This window comes from Metabacillus bambusae, assembly GCF_017497975.1.
In the GTDB taxonomy this organism is placed as follows: Bacteria; Bacillota; Bacilli; order Bacillales; family Bacillaceae; genus Metabacillus; species Metabacillus bambusae.
On the sequence record NZ_JAGDEL010000044.1, the window covers coordinates 1 to 19801 of the forward strand.

At 34.4% G+C, this 19801-nt stretch carries 21 protein-coding genes; 6 read left to right on the forward strand and 15 right to left on the reverse strand.

Annotation, left to right across the window (positions count from 1 at the left end):
- Positions 1-144: 144 nt before the first annotated feature.
- The 3 genes from I7822_RS28795 to ilvA all read right to left on the reverse strand — a co-directional run bounded on the left by I7822_RS28795 (position 145) and on the right by ilvA (position 2868).
- Positions 145-987, reverse strand: a complete 843-nt coding sequence (locus I7822_RS28795; protein ID WP_207982467.1) for a DegV family protein — start codon at positions 985-987, stop codon at positions 145-147.
- 267 nt (positions 988-1254) lie between these two features.
- On the reverse strand, positions 1255-1506 hold the full coding sequence (locus I7822_RS28800; protein ID WP_207982468.1) for a DUF2535 family protein: 252 nt from the start codon (positions 1504-1506) through the stop codon (positions 1255-1257).
- 93 nt (positions 1507-1599) lie between these two features.
- Positions 1600-2868: a threonine ammonia-lyase IlvA gene (gene ilvA, locus I7822_RS28805; protein WP_207982469.1), complete on the reverse strand. Its 1269-nt coding sequence runs from the start codon at positions 2866-2868 to the stop codon at positions 1600-1602.
- Between the two features lie 403 nt (positions 2869-3271).
- On the opposite strand from ilvA, the gene I7822_RS28810 reads away from it, so the two are divergent.
- Both I7822_RS28810 and trhA read left to right on the forward strand, forming a co-directional pair.
- Positions 3272-4366 (forward strand): sigma 54-interacting transcriptional regulator, encoded by a 1095-nt coding sequence (locus I7822_RS28810; RefSeq protein ID WP_207982470.1) that lies wholly within the window; start codon positions 3272-3274, stop codon positions 4364-4366.
- 65 nt (positions 4367-4431) lie between these two features.
- Positions 4432-5073 (forward strand): PAQR family membrane homeostasis protein TrhA, encoded by a 642-nt coding sequence (gene trhA / locus I7822_RS28815; RefSeq protein WP_207982471.1) that lies wholly within the window; start codon positions 4432-4434, stop codon positions 5071-5073.
- A gap of 231 nt (positions 5074-5304) precedes the next feature.
- On the opposite strand, the gene I7822_RS28820 is transcribed toward trhA, so the two are convergent.
- The 9 genes from I7822_RS28820 to I7822_RS28860 all read right to left on the reverse strand — a co-directional run bounded on the left by I7822_RS28820 (position 5305) and on the right by I7822_RS28860 (position 12284).
- Positions 5305-5793, reverse strand: coding sequence for a dihydrofolate reductase (locus tag I7822_RS28820; protein ID WP_207982472.1), 489 nt, complete (start codon positions 5791-5793; stop codon positions 5305-5307).
- On the reverse strand, positions 5790-6584 hold the full coding sequence (locus I7822_RS28825; RefSeq protein WP_207982473.1) for a thymidylate synthase: 795 nt from the start codon (positions 6582-6584) through the stop codon (positions 5790-5792). The genes I7822_RS28820 and I7822_RS28825 overlap by 4 nt, the downstream gene beginning before the upstream one ends.
- A gap of 45 nt (positions 6585-6629) precedes the next feature.
- Complete coding sequence (locus I7822_RS28830; RefSeq protein WP_207982474.1) at positions 6630-7367, reverse strand: anthrax toxin lethal factor-related metalloendopeptidase; 738 nt, start codon at positions 7365-7367, stop codon at positions 6630-6632.
- Positions 7368-7680: 313 nt separating this feature from the next.
- Positions 7681-8280 (reverse strand): YpjP family protein, encoded by a 600-nt coding sequence (locus I7822_RS28835; protein ID WP_207982486.1) that lies wholly within the window; start codon positions 8278-8280, stop codon positions 7681-7683.
- Between the two features lie 321 nt (positions 8281-8601).
- Complete coding sequence (locus I7822_RS28840) at positions 8602-8733, reverse strand: YuzL family protein (protein ID WP_207982475.1); 132 nt, start codon at positions 8731-8733, stop codon at positions 8602-8604.
- A 31-nt stretch (positions 8734-8764) separates the two neighbouring features.
- Complete coding sequence (locus I7822_RS28845) at positions 8765-9544, reverse strand: class I SAM-dependent methyltransferase (RefSeq protein ID WP_207982476.1); 780 nt, start codon at positions 9542-9544, stop codon at positions 8765-8767.
- Positions 9545-9687: 143 nt separating this feature from the next.
- A complete protein-coding gene (locus I7822_RS28850) occupies positions 9688-10122 on the reverse strand; it encodes a BrxA/BrxB family bacilliredoxin (RefSeq protein WP_207982477.1) in 435 nt (144 codons plus the stop codon).
- 172 nt (positions 10123-10294) lie between these two features.
- The gene (locus I7822_RS28855; RefSeq protein WP_207982478.1) at positions 10295-11419 is read right to left on the reverse strand and encodes a conserved virulence factor C family protein; all 1125 of its coding nucleotides are present in this window, start codon (positions 11417-11419) and stop codon (positions 10295-10297) included.
- A gap of 253 nt (positions 11420-11672) precedes the next feature.
- On the reverse strand, positions 11673-12284 hold the full coding sequence (locus I7822_RS28860) for an HD domain-containing protein (protein WP_207982479.1): 612 nt from the start codon (positions 12282-12284) through the stop codon (positions 11673-11675).
- Positions 12285-12413: 129 nt separating this feature from the next.
- On the opposite strand from I7822_RS28860, the gene I7822_RS28865 reads away from it, so the two are divergent.
- Positions 12414-12662 (forward strand): hypothetical protein, encoded by a 249-nt coding sequence (locus tag I7822_RS28865; protein ID WP_243459745.1) that lies wholly within the window; start codon positions 12414-12416, stop codon positions 12660-12662.
- A gap of 64 nt (positions 12663-12726) precedes the next feature.
- Here the strand turns inward: I7822_RS28865 and I7822_RS28870 are convergent, their stop codons facing one another.
- The 3 genes from I7822_RS28870 to I7822_RS28880 all read right to left on the reverse strand — a co-directional run bounded on the left by I7822_RS28870 (position 12727) and on the right by I7822_RS28880 (position 15588).
- Positions 12727-13218 carry a glutathione peroxidase gene (locus tag I7822_RS28870; protein WP_207982480.1) on the reverse strand — a complete coding sequence of 164 codons (492 nt, stop codon included), beginning with the start codon at positions 13216-13218 and terminating at the stop codon, positions 12727-12729.
- Between the two features lie 39 nt (positions 13219-13257).
- Positions 13258-13770, reverse strand: a complete 513-nt coding sequence (locus I7822_RS28875; RefSeq protein WP_207982481.1) for a hypothetical protein — start codon at positions 13768-13770, stop codon at positions 13258-13260.
- Positions 13771-13896: 126 nt separating this feature from the next.
- Entirely contained in the window at positions 13897-15588 is a 1692-nt protein-coding gene (locus tag I7822_RS28880) for a formate--tetrahydrofolate ligase (RefSeq protein ID WP_207982482.1), read from the reverse strand.
- 276 nt (positions 15589-15864) lie between these two features.
- On the opposite strand from I7822_RS28880, the gene metA reads away from it, so the two are divergent.
- The 3 genes from metA (at position 15865) to I7822_RS28895 (ending at position 19302) form a co-directional block, all read left to right on the forward strand.
- Complete coding sequence (metA, locus tag I7822_RS28885; RefSeq protein WP_207982483.1) at positions 15865-16773, forward strand: homoserine O-acetyltransferase MetA; 909 nt, start codon at positions 15865-15867, stop codon at positions 16771-16773.
- A gap of 325 nt (positions 16774-17098) precedes the next feature.
- Positions 17099-18256, forward strand: a complete 1158-nt coding sequence (locus I7822_RS28890; protein WP_207982484.1) for a diglucosyl diacylglycerol synthase — start codon at positions 17099-17101, stop codon at positions 18254-18256.
- A 50-nt stretch (positions 18257-18306) separates the two neighbouring features.
- Positions 18307-19302, forward strand: a complete 996-nt coding sequence (locus I7822_RS28895; RefSeq protein ID WP_207982485.1) for a metal-dependent hydrolase — start codon at positions 18307-18309, stop codon at positions 19300-19302.
- The last annotated feature ends 499 nt before the right edge of the window (positions 19303-19801 follow it).

Genomic DNA, 19801 nt, shown 5'->3' on the forward strand with positions numbered 1-19801 from the left:
TTAAGTTTTATAACAATAAACGTTTTCAAAAAAAATTAAATAACCTTAGCCCTACTGAATATAGAGCTAAGGCTGCCTAATAAGTGAACCTTTTATTAATTGTCTACTTGACGGGGATAAGACCAATCTGCTAATCCCTTTTAATTACTCAGCGAAGAACATAAAACCTATTGCACCAGGTCCTGTGTGGGTAGAAATAACTGGAGTGGTAAATGAAATATCAACAGGACAATTAGGGTTAATATCCGCAATTGCTTGTTTTAGCTTCGAGGCTAAGTCAAATGCATCGGCATGGGCTATCCCTACAGCTTTTATTGTTTTACCTTTTACATCATCAGCAAATTGTTTTACGAGATATTTAATGGCTTGTGACTGACTCCGAACCTTGCCAATTGGCGTATATACACCATCCTGGAGGCTAGCTATTGGCTTAATATTCAACAATGATCCTATTAATGCTTTTCCCTTACCAATTCTCCCACCCTTAACAAGATTATCTAGAGTGTCTACCGTAATATAAAGTGTTGTATTTTTACGAATTTCCTCTACTCTTTGTAAGATTTGTTCTTTTGTAGAACCATTCTTAGCCATTTTCGCGGCTTCTAGAACCTGAAAGCCCAAAGCTTTAGAAATAAACATCGAATCTACTACTGTAACGTCTGCAGCTGACATCTGTGCTGCTCCCTGAGCTGATTGCATTGTTCCGCTCATTCCTTTTGTCATATGGATCGATATAATTGCGCTACCATCTTTGCTTAAATTATCATACACCTCTAAAAATTTCCCAGTAGGCGGCTGCGAGCTTTTGGGAAGCTCTTCTGATTCCATCATCATTTTAATAAACTCACTTGGTGTAAGATCTACGCTGTCTGTATATGTATTGTTATCAATTGTAATTGATAATGGCACAACCGTAATGTCATATTCATCAAGAATTTCTTTACTTACATCAATTGTGGAGTCTGTTACGATTCTAACGTTGCTCATTACATCACATCCCTAAAAATACTATCTTTAATTATACATTCTATCTATTATGATTCAATGTAAATAATGTATGATTCCATATAGGAAAGTGAAATTTTTATGATATTTTTCGACCTATGTTATCATCCCATACACTACACGTATAATTATCTTTTTAAAAAGAACAAAAGCGCTGGAGCTAGATGCCTAGCGCTTATCCACAGTACTAGAATTTTATAATTTCCTAGACAAAAAAAACCAGATTTCTCTGGTTCAATTGAAGGGTCACTATGCATTGTTTTTTAATATATAGGTTCCAAAAATCGCCTCATAATCAGGCCATTTTATCACCTTTTTCAAATAATCCTTAAATGAATAACTACTTTTTGGTTGTTTTTGGGCATAAATAATTGATAAAAATTTTTGTAAACGGATTTGAAGCATGAAACGGTATTTGTTATCTTCCTCCAATACTGGGATATCAGTAATTTTTACCTTCTGTCCACTCATCAGCTTGAACTCTAGGCTTTTTAATAACAAGTTATCAATCCTCTTTTTTACCCGTTTCCTATATTATAACCCAATTTTTAAAAGAAGTCTGTCTAAAATTGTCACGTAAAAAGATTTTTTTCACTAAATAAGCAAATGAAATAAATTGCTATCTTTATTTACATCTGTATAATAGAATCCCTTTTTCTTCATTCTTTGAAGTAGTGGATCATAATCCTCTTTTTGTTTTAATTCAATACCTACTAATGCAGGACCATTATCTTTGTTATTCTTTTTAGTATATTCAAAGCGGTTAATATCATCATTTGGTCCAAGAACTTCGTCTAAGAATTCTCTAAGCGCACCTGCACGTTGTGGGAAGTTTACAATAAAATAATGCTGTAAGCCTTCATAGATCATTGAACGCTCTTTTATTTCTTGCATCCTACCAATATCATTATTACCACCGCTAACGACACAGACAACATTTTTGCCTTTTATCTGTTCTCTTAGAAAATCAAGTGCAGCAATTGGCATCGCTCCAGCTGGTTCAGCAACAACCGCATTTTCATTATATAATTCTAAAATAGTTGTACATACTTTGCCCTCTGGACAAAGCACAACCTCGTCAACAACATCTTTACAAATCTCAAAGGTTTTATCACCGATTCTTTTTACTGCTGCTCCATCAACAAACTTATCGATTTCATCAAGTGAAACAACTTTATCTTCTAATCTAGAATTAAATAATGAAGCTGCACCTTCTGGCTCTACCCCAATCATTTTTGTAGAGGGAGATATACTATTAAAATAGGTACCTAAACCTGAAATTAAACCTCCGCCTCCAACACTTGCGAAAACGTAATCGATATCAACATCAGTATCATTTAATATTTCAACAGCGACTGTACCTTGACCAGCAATCACATCAACATCATCAAAAGGATGGATGAACGTACGATTTTCTTCCTCACAACAGACTACAGCTTTTTGGTATGCATCATCAAATGTATCTCCAGTTAAAATAATTTCAACATATTCTTTACCGAATAACTCAACTTGTGTGACCTTTTGTCGTGGAGTTGTTGATGGCATGAAAATTTTACCGTGAATTTTTAATTGTCTACAGGAATATGCAACACCTTGAGCATGATTCCCAGCACTCGCACAAACAATGCCATTTACTGTTTGCAATTCATCAAGCTGTTTTATCTTATTAAAAGCTCCTCGAATCTTAAACGATCGAACTACTTGTAAATCCTCACGTTTTAAATAAACATTGCATTGAAATTTTTCAGAAAGCTGTTCATTTTTTTGAAGAGGTGTGTGAGTCACAACATCCTTCAACAAATGATGTGCCTTTAAAATATCTTCCACGTATACCTTTTGTAATTCATTGATAGTTTGCTTCATCTTCACGACCCTTTCAACTGCTTGTTAATAGAAAATTATATCATGAATATTCAAAATTTAAAGGAAATAATAGAAAGTTTCATATATTTTTTAAATGTAAGTACCATCATAGATTTAAAAGTTAGGCTCAGTTAAAGCTCTCTGTTGATTTCTGCACTTTGTTGATTGGAGCGGATATGTGAGACTCCTGCGGGAGTGCGAGTCCAAGGAAGACCCCACAGGTGCAAAGCACCGAGGAGGCTCCCGGACCGCCCGCGGAAAGCGAATGCCTGCAGCGGAAATCAACAACCAAGTTTAACAGAGCTAAAAGTTATAAGAAAATGTAGGCGAAATCAATCAATTGGGTGTATTTAGTTTCAATTGGGTGTTATAATGATCTCATATCGCGTTCGGAGGTTATGATTTGAATTCAAACAAAAGTTTATTTACAAGTGAGCAGGTACGAAATTTTTCACATAATCCACTATCAAGCTTTTCAGATATTATTTCAATACACCCCACTCTATTGGAGAATGTTCATATTGCAAAAAAAATAGCTTTAACTGACTTTCCAATCCTTATACATGGGGCAACTGGAACAGGCAAGGATTTATTCGCTCAAGCAATACACAATCATTCACTTCGTAAAAATTGCGCATTTGTGACAGTTGATTGTAAAGAACACAATGCTGAATTATTAGAAGAGGAATTGTTTGGCTACGAAGACAATTCTAATACTTCTTCTAGTCTGTTTGATTTGGCAACTGGCGGAACAATATTTTTCAATAATATTGGTGATTTATCTCCAAAAATACAAACAAAGATTTTAAGTGTTATTGAAAATAAAGGATGGAGACGTTTAAATGGCTCAAAACTCATCCCCTTAAATGTTCGATTCATTTCCGCTACAAATAAACATTTAGCGCTTGAAAATGACTTTAGAGATGATTTATTGTATCGACTAAATGTACTATCGATTTCCTTACCTGAAGTTAAGGAAATAAAACAGGATATACAAGTTTTCATCGAACATTTTCTTGCTAAATCAGGAAGTACAATTAGAGTAGACCAGGCCGTGCAAGATGCTTTAAATCATTATGACTGGCCAGGAAATATTCGTGAAATAAAAAACACGGTCGATTATATGCTAACCGTTTCTGATGGAAGATCGATACAGCTCCATGACCTACCTCATGGTATCATTCTCGTCGAAAAACAGAAAACGAAAAAGCCTCAAGAAAAAAATTCTATTCAATTAACAATGATGGACAAACTGGAATATGCATTTATACTCGAAGAAATTAAACTACAAAATGAAAAAGGTGAACCAGCTAGCAGACGAGTTATTTCTGAGAATAGTAAATCTTTATCACATCCATTAACAACTCAACAAGTCAGACATCGTTTGGATTTTTTAGAAAAACATCATTATGTCACAAAGGGTAGAGGAAGAGCTGGAACAAAAATCACCTTAGAGGGAGTAGACTTTTTACTATCACTCAAAGAAATTATTAAATAAAACACACCCTCATTAAAAATCGAAGACTAATGAGACAAATCGCTTTACTAAGAAAGGAGATTCACATGGCAAACACACACACATTCTCAAAAGGCGAAGAGATTGCTAATTCGATTACACATGGAATTGGTGGATTACTAAGTATTGCAGGGCTCGTTATTTTAATCGTTTTCTCATCTTTATATGGAACTCCTTGGCACATCGTAAGCTTTACTTTATTCGGGGTGACAATGGTGCTGTTATACACCGCTTCTACCCTTGTTCATAGCTTTCCAGCCGGAAAGGCGAAGGACATATTTGAAATACTAGATCATTCAGCTATTTACTTTTTTATCGCTGGAACCTATACTCCCTTCTTATTTATAGCTGTTAAAGGCTGGGTTGGATGGACTTTATTCGGGATCGTTTGGGGACTTGCAATTGCTGGAACAGTATTCAAATCATTTTTTGTGAAAAAATATTTATTCTTCTCTACGATTATGTATGTCGTTATGGGCTGGTTAATTGTTTTTGCTTGGAACCATATTACAGAAAATGTTGCTTTTAATGGTGTAGTTTTATTAGTTATTGGCGGAGTTCTTTACACAATTGGTGCAGTCTTTTATATGTGGAGAGGATTTAAATATCACCATGCAGTTTGGCATATCTTTGTGTTAGCAGGTACAATTCTACATTTCTTTTCCATTTTGTTTTATCTCTTACCGTAATCAAAAGCAGCCTCTACACGTTGTTCACACTAGTTCATTTAACAAGTGTGAACAATTTAGAGGCTGCTTTTTTAATAAGACTATTTTTCTAATCTTTGTTGTTATATAAGATTGGCTGTTTTTGCAAACTTTGTTGCTATTTTCCTAGTAATTCGGTGTGGTTGATTTCGTTTTAAAAGCAACAATCCCTCAGATTGGTGCCTAAAGATTTTAACAAACTAGATATAAAACCTAGTTTTTTCTTTCGTAAATGACAAAATCAAAATTATATGGATTTTTTTCATTTTTTATACCAGGCTCATTTGAGATTGTTTCCCATTCAGTATCATTTGTTTCTGGAAAGAATGTGTCACCTTCAAATTCGTGATGAATATGTGTTATGTATAAACGATCACTATAAGGGAGCAATTCTTTAAATATCTCAGCTCCACCGATGACAAAAATTTCTTCGTCCACTTTTCTTGCCATTTCTAAAAATTCATCAATTGAATGCAATACCTTACATCCATCACACGAAAATTGTTGGTCTCTTGTAATTATTATATTTTCCCGACCTGGTAATGGCCTACCAATTGAATCAAAGGTTTTGCGCCCCATCACAATTTTATGGTCCATTGTGATGCGTTTAAAATACGCCAAATCCTGAGGTAAATGCCAAGGGAGCTGATTATTACTACCGATAAGTCTGTTTTTATCCATTGCATATAGTAAAGAAATCATACGCTAACAACTCCTTTAATATGTGGATGTGGATCATAACCCTCAATTGAAAAATCCTCAAATGTAAAGTCAAAAATAGATGTAACATCTTTGTTTATTTTTAAAGTTGGTAATGGTCGTAGCTCTCTTTGTATTTGTTCTTTCACTTGCTCGATATGGTTTGAGTAAATATGAACATCACCAAATGTGTGTACAAATTCACCAACCTCAAGATTTGTCGCCTGTGCCATCATATGAACTAACAATGCATAAGAAGCGATATTAAATGGAACACCTAAAAATACATCTGCTGAACGCTGATACAGCTGACATGATAATTTCCCCTCAGCTACATAAAACTGAAAAAAGCAGTGACAAGGTGGTAGTGCCATATGATCAACATCCGCAACATTCCAGGCGGAAACAATTAACCGTCTAGAGTCGGGATTATTTTTTATTTGTTTAACGACATTTGAGATTTGATCAATCGTAGAACCATCTTTTGCAGGCCAAGATCTCCATTGGTGACCATAAACTGGTCCTAACTCTCCCTTTTCATCCGCCCACTCATTCCAAATCTTTACTCCATTCTCTTGAAGATATTTGACGTTCGTATCACCTTTTAAAAACCAAAGCAACTCGTGGATTATCGATTTTGTATGGAGTTTTTTAGTCGTGATTAATGGAAATCCATCTTGTAAATTGAATCTCATTTGATAACCAAATGTACTAATTGTACCTGTACCAGTACGATCTTCCTTTTTGACCCCATTTTCAAGTACATGCTTACATAATTCTAAGTATTGCTTCATTTCGACACTTCCCTTAATAAGAATACTACATGTATTTTACCATTTTTATCGTACATTCACATAGGTTTTCTGTAGTTGGTTAGCAGCTTGATTTTCTAATGATTGAATAAACGCAAATGTAAGCGGCGCCTTTCCTTTAAGCCTTTTTCTGGTATCATCGTTGTAATAGTACATTGCAAAAGCTTCTGCAAAATACTCTTCAGGAAAATTAATAAAATAGTTTCGGTTAGGAAATAGTTGTTCAACCTCTTGCTTCCAAATCGCAAGATATGTTGGATCATTACGAACATAGTGAAAGACATATCGATCAATTGCATGTGCTACTTCATGCAATTCCAGTGAAACAGATCCATGACCTTTTCCGTATTCACTATGCCCAATCTTCGCATAAACAACTCGATCATTACTCATACCAGGAACTTGATTCCAGTTAAGAGATGAATCAGAATAACCTCTAGGTTTTTTATCTTTCAAACTATTTAATCCATTTTGATCTGTTAAAGACCCATTAAATAACTTAATTTGAATATTTTGCTCTGCAGCAATCATTAAAATATTTTGATCTATTTTTTGTAAATTATTTATCATAATTAAGGCTTCATCTTCAGCAAATGATGCTTCTGGTAAGAAAACAATTTCTCCAATTATTGGTTTAGAAAGAATCAATTCAGCTGACTTAAAGGAATATGTAGAAAGTGGAACACCTTCAGGAACTGCTCTAGCCAAATGATAAAAAGGAATACAAATAAAAGAAATGATTAGGATGAAAATACCCTTTTTCATGTTGTACATCCTCTCGATGATTAAATGGACTTTCTAGTGGATTTTTTAAGATGATGGTAACTTTGAGGTGAATTCAAAGTGATTCATTTGCTATAGAAGGTTTGTTGTTAAAAAACTCATCAGACCAACAAAACTTAAATATTTCGAATCTTCTATTACAATCTTAACATATTTTAATAGATTAAACTATATTACCAAAATGATTTTTCATAGAATTATTTAATAGACTGACTGTTTACACAGTGAAAAAGCACGCAAATACTTTTGCGCACTCGAAGAAAGGTTAATTATACAGCGTTTACATTACATTTTATTAATGATAGCTCATCCAATTTGGAGGCGTATTTTTATCCCAAAAAATACTTCCTAAATCCTTGTGAGATTGAAATGAATCATGGTAAGTATGATAATGGAAATTAAACCAATATCCTTCTAAAGGACGATTTTCTCTTCGGACATGGAAACGTAAAACGTCTTCACCAGTTATTGTATTGTATATATGAAATATTTTTTCACCAGTTCCACCTGAAGGCTTTGATATCTCTAGTTGTTGGAAAAGTTCGTCGTCCTCAACATTCAAATAATATGTAATGATTTCTTCCATTTTAGGGAAAATCATTTCTTTAAATTCATCTTCAATAACGCCACCAATTTTATCGCCGAATTTTATAAAAGACTTTTGTTCTGCCTCTGTTAGTAAATTGATTAGAACTTGATCCTTTGATAATGGAAGTTGTTCTAGCTCTACCTTAGGAGGTAAAATTTGGTCAATATTGTTATTATTAATAGAAGATTTAGACACTGAATCTTCTGATGGTTTATCTTGAACTGCAAGAGATGCTGGTGGTGTTACAAGCCCGAAGGTTGCAATCGAGAATAGAATGACAAGTGATTTTCTTAACCATTTATTCATATTCATAGCGGGACTTCCTTCCGATAATACTAATATATAAATATTTTATCATATACCTAATTGTATTAATATAACAAATATATTACAAAACAATTAATATATAAAAAGGCGATAAATCTTTAAATAAAAAGAAAAAACGTTTAAAATAAGATATACATACGCATATTAAAGATATCACTTTGGGAGGTTTGAAAGATGGGGTATGATACAATTTTTTTTCATTGGTTGCTTCGTTACACTTGCATATTTTATTTTTGTAGAAATTACGGATTGAGTACATACTAACGAGGCTGCCTAATCATAAGGTCAGCCTCGTTTTTTTTATGTTCTTTTCGTTTTCTTTCTAGCCGAATCAAGTTGCTTGCCTTTTGCTTCACTCATTGTTGTTCCTTGACCCTCGACGTTTGGTGAGCTTAATCCAGCCCTTGACGGGTCTACTCTTCTTTTTGGCATATTCATAACACCTCCACACTATTATCTTTTGCTAATCCGATATTTCTATTACGCCATAATGAAATTTTGCTGATTTCCGGATGTTAACAATAAAGCCATTCTCTACAAAACGGCTGCTTCGCCAATGATCCTTTAAAACAATTCTCCTTTTAGCAACACGTTTTGCCTCATTTATTGCCTCTTTTTTTAATGGTGTAAAATTAGCTATACTTTTTAAAGGTAATATCCCAATTGATTCTTCAATTGTTTCTTCGAACATCGGATCAAAATAAATAACATCATAAGAATTGTCAGGACAGCTTCTTAAGAACGTTAAATGGTCATTTGATGAAACATCAATGCGTTTCATTGCATCATCTAATACTTCTAGGCCCGTTTCCCATTGTTGCAAGCCTTTTTTTACGATAAAAGCTAGACTACTGCTATCTTCAATACCTTTTACAATGCCTTCCTGTCCTACCACATAGCTAGCAACAATACTATCTGATGCTAATCCAAGGGTACAATCTAAAAAGGAATCACCAACTTGTAAATTGCAAGCTTCAGAAAAAGGATCCTTTTCACCTTTTAGCAGCCTCTTAATTCTAAACATTGCTGAGTTTGGATGAAAAAACAATGGATTATTTTGATTTAAAAAATGCAGTTCTAAGCGATTTTTCCCTACAACGAGTGTATTTTCTCGATAATTCTTTTTGATGTATTCTACAGCTTGTTTACTCCGTTTCACATATGAACCATTTAGCTCGAAGGCAATTTCCATAGCTGTCTGTATTAATTGAGCATCCGGTCTACTTGATGTTGTAACAATCATTTTTATATCTCCACTTCTAATTAATGAGCCAAAGAACAAAAGCACAAGCATTGTCGTCTAGACAAGTAAATCGCTAAAGCTGTATTCCAGGCTTTTCTCTAGTAACAGATTGAAAATAAAAAGGATGCGCATTCGCATCCTTTTTAACAGTATTTATCAAATGCACTTTCTAAATTTTGCATAATTGCCTCGATTGAATTCCCTTCAATTTCATGACGAGGTATAAAGTGTACAACTTCACTATCTTTTATTAGCGCCATTGATGGTGATGAAGGCTCATATCCTTTAAAATACTTACGCATCTTACTTGTTGCTTCTTTATCTTGCCCGGCAAAAACAGTAACAAGTTTATCAGGCTTTTTCTCTGCATTTAAAGCAGCTTGAGTAGCAGCTGGTCTTGCAAGTCCTGCTGCACAGCCACATACAGAGTTTACAACTACAAGCGTTGTACCTTTTACCTCGTTCATGAACTCTTCGACTTCTGTTTCTGTCGTTAACTCTTCAAATCCTGCATTTGTAAGCTCTGCTCTCATAGGCTTTACAATTTGCTTCATATATTCTTCATATGCCATTGACATTTGCATCACTCCATTATTTCAATATATAGTTCAAGAATACAATAGGGATTTTACCATTGCAATCTTGTTAATTCATTTTACTACTTCTGTTTCTTTCTAAATAATGAGTTACCAGAGATTATTTAAGTATTTAACACAAGACATTTTTGTTAGATACTCAGATCAAAAATTTTTACCCTTTCCTGCTCTCGGTCATTTGCTTCCAAACAGAACCTTTTGCTTCTTCTCCACCCTCAATTCGTTCTATCGCCATTTTCACCTGCATACTAACCTCAAATTCCGGATCATCTTCTGCTTGCTTTAAAGCTGACAGTGCTGTTTGATCGCCAACCTCGTATAAGAACATTGCTGCTCTCCATCTAACGAGTTTGTTTTTATCTTTTAATGCTTTCATCATTGGCTCTATTGCCGCTGGATCACCTATATCTGACAAACAATCACCAGCAGTACGTCTCACTGTAACCGATTTATCGTTTAATGCTTTATATAACAATGGCAATACAACGGATTTTTCAATCATCCCTAAATAAACAGTTGCTAGTCTTCTTATTGAAGGCTTTTCATCATTTAAAGCCTTTTCTAATACCGGAAGGTCCTCTTCTGTTGGATCCATTTGATCCAAATGTGCAAATCTAACAGACCAATCCTCATCATCTAACATATCTAGTGTTACTTTATAAGATTTTTTTACCGGAGTATTTGTTTTATGACCTGCTTCAGAGGCAGATTTCACCAACCTTTGTAATCGCTCATCTGCATAGGCTGCACTTAATTCATCAACGACATCTTTTCCAATATCCGCAAGGTCGCCATATCTTACACCGTGTTCTCTCCACTGGCGCTCTAATACTACATTTTCATTTGATTGCTGTGCCGCTAATACAGCTTCTTTAAAACGTTCGGGTAAGCCATATCGCTCTTCAGTCAATCCGTCTGTTAGTTTAACCTGCATCGGAATATTATTAAACATTTGAACGAAAACCTTAACTTCACCGAAAGCTTCTTCTTGCTGCCTAGCGTTAAAATTCCCTTCCTCTACATGTTCTCCAAACGCTTGACGAACTTGTGCTAAAATATCTTTCCAATCATATTTGGCATTTCTTTCGACAGCGAGAAAATCGGCTACATGATAAACTCCTTTTACTCCTTCTATATGTAAGATCTCACCAATAATACTTGGTGCTTCTTTAGCCTGATCCTTTTTATAATTATTACTTTTTCCAGAAGGAAGTTCTTCTGTCAAAAGCACCTTCATCGTATTAGGACTAGGAGTAGGTTCAATTGATTTTATTTTCACTATGAGCACCCCTTTTTTATTACTAAATTTATTGTAACATAGCCTCTTTACTAATCGCTATTCATAGAGGTTGAGCTTTTCTTTACAGTATCAGAATTTATAACTTTTCTTACTAAGTTTTGGTGTCTAGCTCTTAGCGCCTAGACCCTCGGGGTCATAAGCCACTCAGGAATTGAAGACAAAGAACGTCTTCTATTCCTGAGCGTCTTATGCCTGTCGGGTCTGATCAAGGCGCTTGCGCTTTTCTTTGTTGTTATTTTACTTCGTTACACTCTCTATAGAATTGATCTAAAAATACTTGGAGAAATTGGTGTCTTTCTTCGGCGAGTAGCTTCCCAGTTTTTGTATTCATTAAGTCTTTTAATTTAAGTAATTTATCATAAAAATGACTTATTGCGTCAGTACCCTCTTTCTTATTTGGATGATAGATTAGATTTCCTTTAAAACCTGCATATGTAAACGTCCTAGCTATACCAATTGCGCCAATAGCATCAAGACGATCTGCATCTTGAACAACTTTCGCTTCAAGCGATAAATGATGTACTGGCGTTTTTTTACGAAAACTAATAATTTGAATAATGTCCACAACATCTGCAACAACTTTTCTATCAATCTCCATCTCCATTAATAATCCTTCAACTTCGTTGATCTGAAGCATTACATCTTCAGAAAGCTTGTCATCAATTAGATCATGTAGTAATGCAGCTAATTCAACAACAAAATTATTCGCATTCTCTGCTGCTCCTATTCGGAGTGCATTCTTTCGTACACGGTCGATATGCCACCAGTCGTGACCACTCGCCTCATCATAAAGTTGCTTTTTAACAAAATCCTCTACCTTGTTAATAAAATAATTTTCTTCCATTAATTTGTACTCCTCTAAGTTAATAAGCTACTTAGCTAATTTTTTTCGATATTGATTTATTTTTAACAATAAAGAACAAAGTACTTGATATTACACATATAGTATCTTATCAAATTATAAAGGTGTGTCATGATGAGAACTGTAAATAACCTGCAACCAATAATCGGTCAAGCTTGGACTGGAAGACATATCGTTTTACTTCATTGTTTTGAACATAACATTGTAAATAAGTTATACAAAAGCTACCATGCACCAATAGAACCGCCCCGTTCCAATTGTGCAGAGACTTTATCTCAATTACTAAGTATTGGTTATCGTGTTCAAGAAATTACTCCATTACCTAATCAGCAAATTCAATATTTTTTAGTTCTTTATTAATTTATTGTAATTCGGATTGACCCATTTAGGCCTGCTTCAATCCCAAGACACTAAAAAAGAAGCCTTAAACTCTGACTTCTTTTAACAGATCTTCAATATCAGGTTTTATTTCTGATGGATTTGTATTTGGAGAAAATCTCTTTACTACTTCTCCTTTATTATTAACCAAGAACTTTGTAAAATTCCATTTTATCGCTTTACTACCTAATAAGCCTGGGGCATGTGATGCTAGATATACAAATAGTGGATGAGCTTTTTCTCCATTTACATCAATTTTAGAAAACATTGGAAAGCTTACTCCGTAATTCACCTCACAAAAATTTTCAATATCACTATTATTACCTGGCTCCTGCCCCATAAACTGATTACATGGAAAACCTAACACTGTAAAATCTTGGTCACCAAATTCCTCATATAATTCTTGTAGCTCTTTGTATTGGGGTGTAAATCCACAATTACTAGCTGTATTAACGATCAGTAAAACCTTATTTTCGAACTGTTTTAATGTTCTCTTTTCACCTTTAATTGTATCAACTTCGAATTGATAAATGCTCATAAAGAACCTCTTTTCTCTTTTATATAGGTTTATTATTTCTCAACTATTAAGTTTTTTTGACATCATGCGTAGTAATGAAATGGAATGATCCACAATATGTAACAAATCCTCAATATCATCTTCTCCATAGCGTATCTGAAAATCCACTTGATAGCGGTGATGATATACCTTTAAGCTTGAGGTAATTTCTTTTGTTAGGAAAAGCTTAATCGAGTGACCTTCCCAGACTTTTTTAAGTTTCTTTAAAAGTAGTTCGTCATATTCTTGAGTTTGCAATTGCGCTTCTAATGCCACGTTTATATGGCATCCTGGATTTTCAATAGAATGCATTAATTCGCCAACAAGCTGCTGTTGCCTCATCTCCATTCCTATTGTTGCAGACGGATTTTTCTTATACTTATTTGCAAATGTAATTGTATATAATCTCGACATCGTGGCTAAATCAATATTATCACTTCTATCGGTAACCGAGATCTCATTTTCAAGATCTAAATCATAAATATACCCTTCAACGATTACCTTTAGGTTATCAAAAACAGTAGGATCAAACATTACAACCTCCTATAGAAAAGCTAAAGCAACTTATATATCTTCATGAAAATAAAGACTAACCATTTTAGAAAATCTTCAATACCATCAATTTGTGTGTCCTAAACCAAGAGAGTTAAAAAATTCTTCTTAAAATAATCCTGTTGCAAGGCCTTTATCATTTACATCCATTTCCAACGCAGCTGGTTTTTTTGGCAACCCAGGCATTGTCATAATATTACCCGTAATTGCAACAATAAATCCTGCACCAAGTGATATTTTAAATTCACGGATCGTGATTGTGAAATTTTCTGGTCTGCCCAAAATATGAGCTTGATCGGTTAAAGAATACTGTGTTTTCGCCATACAAATTGGCAATTGACTCCAACCAAACTGATCAAAGTCATTCATTTGTTTTTCTGCCTTACTTGTATATTGCACACCTGTTGCACCATAGACGATGTTTGCAATGTTAAATATTTTTTGCTTTATAGAAGAAGCAGGATCATATAAGTGCTGAAATTGATTTTGTCCCTCATCAATAGTTTTAAGAAGTTTTTCCGCTAAATCTATCCCACCTTTTCCGCCGTGTTCCCATACTTCACAAAGCGCAGCTGGATGGGAATTCTCCTGACACCAATCCAAAATAGCTTTGATTTCTTTATCAGTGTCAGTTATAAATTTATTGATCGCTACCACATAAGGTAACCCAAACCTTTTTATTGTTTCGATATGTTTTTTTAGATTTGAAAAACCTGAGATTAGAGCTGCTGTGTTTTCTTGTTGTAAATCATTCTTTTTCAATCCACCATGCATTTTTAAAGCCCTTATAGTCGCAACAATCACTACTCCTGATGGATGTATTTTACCTATTCTTGCTTTAATATTAAGAAATTTTTCAGCACCAAGATCTGCACCAAAGCCAGCTTCTGTCACAACATATTCACCAAGTTTAGCAGCCATCATTGTTGCTAAAAGACTGTTACACCCATGGGCAATATTTGCAAATGGGCCACCATGAATAATCGCTGGGGTATGTTCGAGCGTTTGAACTAAATTAGGCTTGATCGCTTCTTTTAATATTAATGTTAGTGCCCCTTCACACCCGAGGTCTGCAACTGTAACTGGTTTGTTAGAATATGTGTACCCTATAACAACTTTTGCGAGTCTAGTCCGTAAATCAGCCAAGCTATCAGCTAAACATAATATAGCCATAATCTCTGAAGCAACGGTTATGTCAAAATGATCCTCACGTGGTACTCCATGTGTGGGGCCTCCGAGGCCAATTGTAATATTTCGGAGTGCACGATCATTTAAGTCTAACACTCTTTTCCAGATAATTCTCCTCGGATCTATTCCAACTTCATTCCCCTGATGGATATGATTATCTATAAAGGCGGCTAATGCATTATTTGCAGTTGTTATCGCATGAAAGTCTCCTGTAAAATGAAGATTTATCTCATCCATTGGTAAAACCTGAGAATATCCTCCCCCAGTTGCACCACCTTTCATACCCAACGTTGGACCTAGTGAGGGTTCTCTTAGAGCAACAATTGCTCGTTTATTTAATTGATTAAGCGCTTGAGCTAAACCTACAGTTACAGTTGATTTCCCTTCCCCTGCAGGTGTTGGATTTATTGAGGTCACAAGAACGACTTTCCCAGATGGTTTATCTTTTAAACGTTCTAGGACCTGCAGAGAAATTTTTGCTTTATACTTACCAAACAATTCAAATTCATCATCATGGAGCTCCAAATAATTTTCTGCAAGTTGTTTAATAGGAAAAAGTGATACCTGTTGAGCAATATCAATATCAGATTTACATTTTTTATTTATATTCACAATATTTTCCTCACTTTGCTAGATTTATTGATCAGAATATCTTACCATGTATAATGGAATTAAAATTCCGGATTCAAAGACCTCTCTCTTTTTCTTATTCACTTGTATTTAAATGTATGAATCATGAGAAAATATGGATATAAGCAATTAAGAATATCTCTTATCTCTTTTATTGAATAAGAATGCAAAATTTATGAAAGTTCGAATTGAATTATTTTTCTAAACTTTCTATAATAAAGAATCAACCATTGAAAGAAATTTACGGAGGTGCTTTTTTTGCCGATCAACATACCTAGTCATTTACCAGCTAAAGAAATACTTGAGCGTGAAAATATTTTTATTATGGACGAAAAAAGAGCGTATGCACAAGATATACGTCCTTTAAATATCGTTATCTTAAATATTATGCCTGAAAAGGAAAAAACAGAAACTCAATTATTACGATTATTGGGGAATTCACCACTCCAATTGAACATAACATTTTTAAGGCCTGAAACACACACTTCAAAGACTACAGCAATTGAGCATTTAAAGGAATTTTATACAACCTTTAAGCATATACAACATAAGAAATTTGATGGAATGATCATTACAGGAGCACCAATTGAGCATTTAGAATTTTCAGAGGTTTCATATTGGGATGAGTTAAAAACAATCATGGATTGGACGAAAACAAATGTTACCTCAACTTTACATATTTGTTGGGGAGCACAAGCAGGACTTTTCCATCACTACGGCGTAAATAAATATCAACTGGAAAAAAAATGCTTTGGTGTTTTTAAGCATGAAATTGTCAATCCCACTGTAAAATTATTAAGAGGATTCGATGACTTGTATTATGTCCCACATTCAAGACATACAGATGTACTGAAAGAAGAAATCGATTCTGTTTCAGAGCTTCAGCTCCTTTCTTATTCAGAAGAAGCTGGTGTTTGTCTAGTAATGTCTGAGGATGGCAAGCAAGTATTTTTAACTGGTCATCCTGAATATGAACGAACATCTTTAAAGGATGAGTATGAACGAGACTTGGCAAAAGGATTACAAATTGAAATTCCAGTTAACTATTTTGCAGATAATGATCCTAGTAATCAACCAATTCATTGTTGGAGATCACATGGGAACCTCCTATTTGTCAACTGGTTAAACTATTATGTTTACCAAGAAACACCTTATATTTGGGATTGAAAGGGTAAGAATAAAGTTTTATTGCAAGTAAAGTAGATTAGTTGATTTCTAATGATGTATAAAGGTTAGAAAATTGTTCCACTTCCTTATGAGACAATATAATTAAATGTAAAGTTGAGAACAAATAAGAAGTTTATTTTTTTTTAATTCAATATTTTTACAACGATTTTACATCTTAAGAAATACTTAATAATTGCTTTATAAAAAAGTAACATTTATATGGTAATCTTTAAGACAAATTCAGTTCGATTTCTTCATATAATTTGTTAATGGAGAAATGCATTTGTTGTTTCGATTCGTTTCTGATTAGATTGAGGTGAAAATATTGAAAAGCAATTCAAAAGTGTTAATTTTGACTGCGAAATATGGTAATGGACATGTTCAAGTTGCAAAAACATTAGAAAATAAATGTAAAGAGCTTGGTTTTGAAAAGGTTGTAGTATGTAATCTTTATTCTGAATCATTTCCTGTTTTTTCAGAGATTACTCAATATTTGTATTTAAAAAGCTTTTCAATTGGAAAACAGTTTTACCGCCTATTTTACTACGGAGTAGATAAAATTTATAACAAAAGAATGATGAATCTTTATTTTAAAATGGGGCATAAACGTTTACATCAAATCGTTACAAGTGAACAGCCTGATATGATTATTAATACGTTCCCAATGATTGTTGTTCCTGAATATCGCAGGAAAACTGGAACTGTTATTCCAACCTTTAATGTCTTAACTGATTTTTGTTTACACAGAATATGGGTTCACGAAAACATTGATAAGTATTATGTCGCAACAAACCATGTTAAAGAAAAGCTAATCCAATTAGGGATTCACCCTGGCACCGTGAATGTGACCGGAATTCCGATAAGATCACAATTCGAGGATGAGATAAGCAAAAATGAAATTTATACAAAGTACAAGTTGGATTCTAGTAAGAAAACCCTGTTAATAATGGCAGGTGCTCATGGTGTTTTAAAAAACGTAAAAGAATTATGCCAATCTTTTATTTCTAAAAGTGATAACATCCAGACTGTCGTTGTTTGCGGAAATAATACACTTTTAAAAGAAAGTCTTGAACCCCTTACACATAGCAATCCCGAACAAATAAAGGTGCTAAGTTATGTTGAGAGGGTTGATGAGCTTTATAGAATCGCATCTTGCATGATTACTAAACCTGGTGGAATCACACTAACAGAAGCTACTGCACTCGGCGTTCCTGTTATTCTATTCAAGCCAGTTCCAGGTCAAGAAAAAGAAAATGCCCATTTTTTTGAGGATAATAACGCTGCAATCATAGTTAATCAAATAGAGGACATTTCTGAAGAGGTTCATAAATTACTTGAAAATGAACATAGATTAGACCAAATGAAAATGAACATTAAAAATCTGCATGTTCCAGGGTCAGCAGATTTGATCGTAGAAGATATGATTAAGGAAGCTGCTTTTATTAAAGATAAACATATGATGGCTGGCTCCGTAAACTATTAAACATCTTTCAGGGATGAAAAGGGTAAATTCACATTACCTGGAGGGTCAAAATGGATACAAGTACTCATATCACAATTGGAATTGGATTAGCAGGCCTTGCACATATAGATCCTGTCGTAGCTTCTAATCCAGAACTTGCTCAAGCTATTTTGTTCGGTACTATTATAGGTTCTAATGCTCCTGATTTTGATTATGCTATAAAACTTCTTAAAGGAAATGGCATGTACACCGAACACCATCGTGGTGCATCCCATTCCATCCCAGCATTGTTTATATGGACTTTCTTTGTTTCAGGAGTAATATTCTTTTGTAGTAGAGATGTATCATTTATGCACCTTCTTCTTTGGACGTTTATAGCTGTCGTATTGCATGTTGGCTTCGACATTATGAACGCTTACGGAACGCAGGCTGGTAGACCTATCACCAAAAAATGGCTATCATTAAATTTTATTGCTTTATTTGATCCGTTTATTATTATTGTTCACTTGATTGGATTTACCTTGTGGTTAACAGGGTTTCCACCCGGTATTGTCTTTTTCTATGGATACATCCTTCTAGCAATATATCTCATAAATAGGTATTTTGTATCCATACAAAATAGAAAATTTTTTTTGAACAAAACAAAAAAATCCGGGATTTTCACCATAATTCCAACTATATGGTTGAAAAAGTGGAATTTTGTGTTTGAAACTGAGTCGACGTATCAGGTCGGTTCAATAATTGGTAAGAATATTAACTGGATTCATCATTTTGAAAAATATAATCCTAATTGTGAAATAATAAAAGCATCTTTAACTGATAAAAATGTACAACACTTTTTAGCTAATTCAAAACATGTCCACGCGCTCTATTTTCCAACATCATCAGGTTCTGAGGTCCGATGGATTGATTTACGATTCCGTCATAGGGATCATTATCCCTATATGGCTGTCGTCAAACTTGATCAGGCTAAAAATATTTTAGCTTCCTATACTGGCTGGGTACACCATTCAAGAAAGCTAAATGAAAAGCTCCTCCCATCGGATAAACGAGCCATGCAATTATGATAAAAAAATGTCTGACACTGCTTTAACGTAGTGATCAGACATTTTTTGTAATTTATGAAATAAAAAAATTCTTATACTGCGAATAACACTACGACATCCAACTCCAGCGCGCTAAAGCAGAAGTGAACTTCACACTCCTAATTTACTAAGTCAACATCGAACCGCTTACGCTCTTCGTGTTTCCTTTGCAGGACATTTAAAAACGTAGGCGACTGTTCAGCTCTGACAAGCATAAAAAAAGCAGATGATAGTTGTGGCTTTCTACTCAGGCAGCTGATTGGCTTATGACTCGAAGAGCTAGGAGCCGCAGCTAGATACGGAGTGCATACGGAGTGCTCTTTTTTCTACGTCGCTAAACGGGGTGCTTGCGCTTTTGAAGTGACCCCATAAAGTGAGACAAGGAAAAAACACCTCCTGAGTCGTATTTAATCAATATGATTCTAGCGGAGGTGTTTTTCTTATGGGTACAAGAATCCCTTATCCAGAGGAAATTAAATGG

Coding starts and splice junctions, on each gene's coding strand:
- I7822_RS28795 (WP_207982467.1), bottom strand. CDS start 987: ATGAGCAACGTTAGAATCGTAACAGACTCCACAATTGATGTAAGTAAA.
- ilvA (WP_207982469.1), bottom strand. CDS start 2,868: ATGAAGCAAACTATCAATGAATTACAAAAGGTATACGTGGAAGATATT.
- trhA (WP_207982471.1), top strand. CDS start 4,432: ATGGCAAACACACACACATTCTCAAAAGGCGAAGAGATTGCTAATTCG.
- I7822_RS28820 (WP_207982472.1), bottom strand. CDS start 5,793: ATGATTTCTTTACTATATGCAATGGATAAAAACAGACTTATCGGTAGT.
- I7822_RS28825 (WP_207982473.1), bottom strand. CDS start 6,584: ATGAAGCAATACTTAGAATTATGTAAGCATGTACTTGAAAATGGGGTC.
- I7822_RS28830 (WP_207982474.1), bottom strand. CDS start 7,367: ATGAAAAAGGGTATTTTCATCCTAATCATTTCTTTTATTTGTATTCCT.
- I7822_RS28835 (WP_207982486.1), bottom strand. CDS start 8,280: ATGAATAAATGGTTAAGAAAATCACTTGTCATTCTATTCTCGATTGCA.
- I7822_RS28840 (WP_207982475.1), bottom strand. CDS start 8,733: ATGCCAAAAAGAAGAGTAGACCCGTCAAGGGCTGGATTAAGCTCACCA.
- I7822_RS28845 (WP_207982476.1), bottom strand. CDS start 9,544: ATGATTGTTACAACATCAAGTAGACCGGATGCTCAATTAATACAGACA.
- I7822_RS28850 (WP_207982477.1), bottom strand. CDS start 10,122: ATGTCAATGGCATATGAAGAATATATGAAGCAAATTGTAAAGCCTATG.
- I7822_RS28860 (WP_207982479.1), bottom strand. CDS start 12,284: ATGGAAGAAAATTATTTTATTAACAAGGTAGAGGATTTTGTTAAAAAG.
- I7822_RS28865 (WP_243459745.1), top strand. CDS start 12,414: ATGATGAGAACTGTAAATAACCTGCAACCAATAATCGGTCAAGCTTGG.
- I7822_RS28870 (WP_207982480.1), bottom strand. CDS start 13,218: ATGAGCATTTATCAATTCGAAGTTGATACAATTAAAGGTGAAAAGAGA.
- I7822_RS28875 (WP_207982481.1), bottom strand. CDS start 13,770: ATGTTTGATCCTACTGTTTTTGATAACCTAAAGGTAATCGTTGAAGGG.
- I7822_RS28895 (WP_207982485.1), top strand. CDS start 18,307: ATGGATACAAGTACTCATATCACAATTGGAATTGGATTAGCAGGCCTT.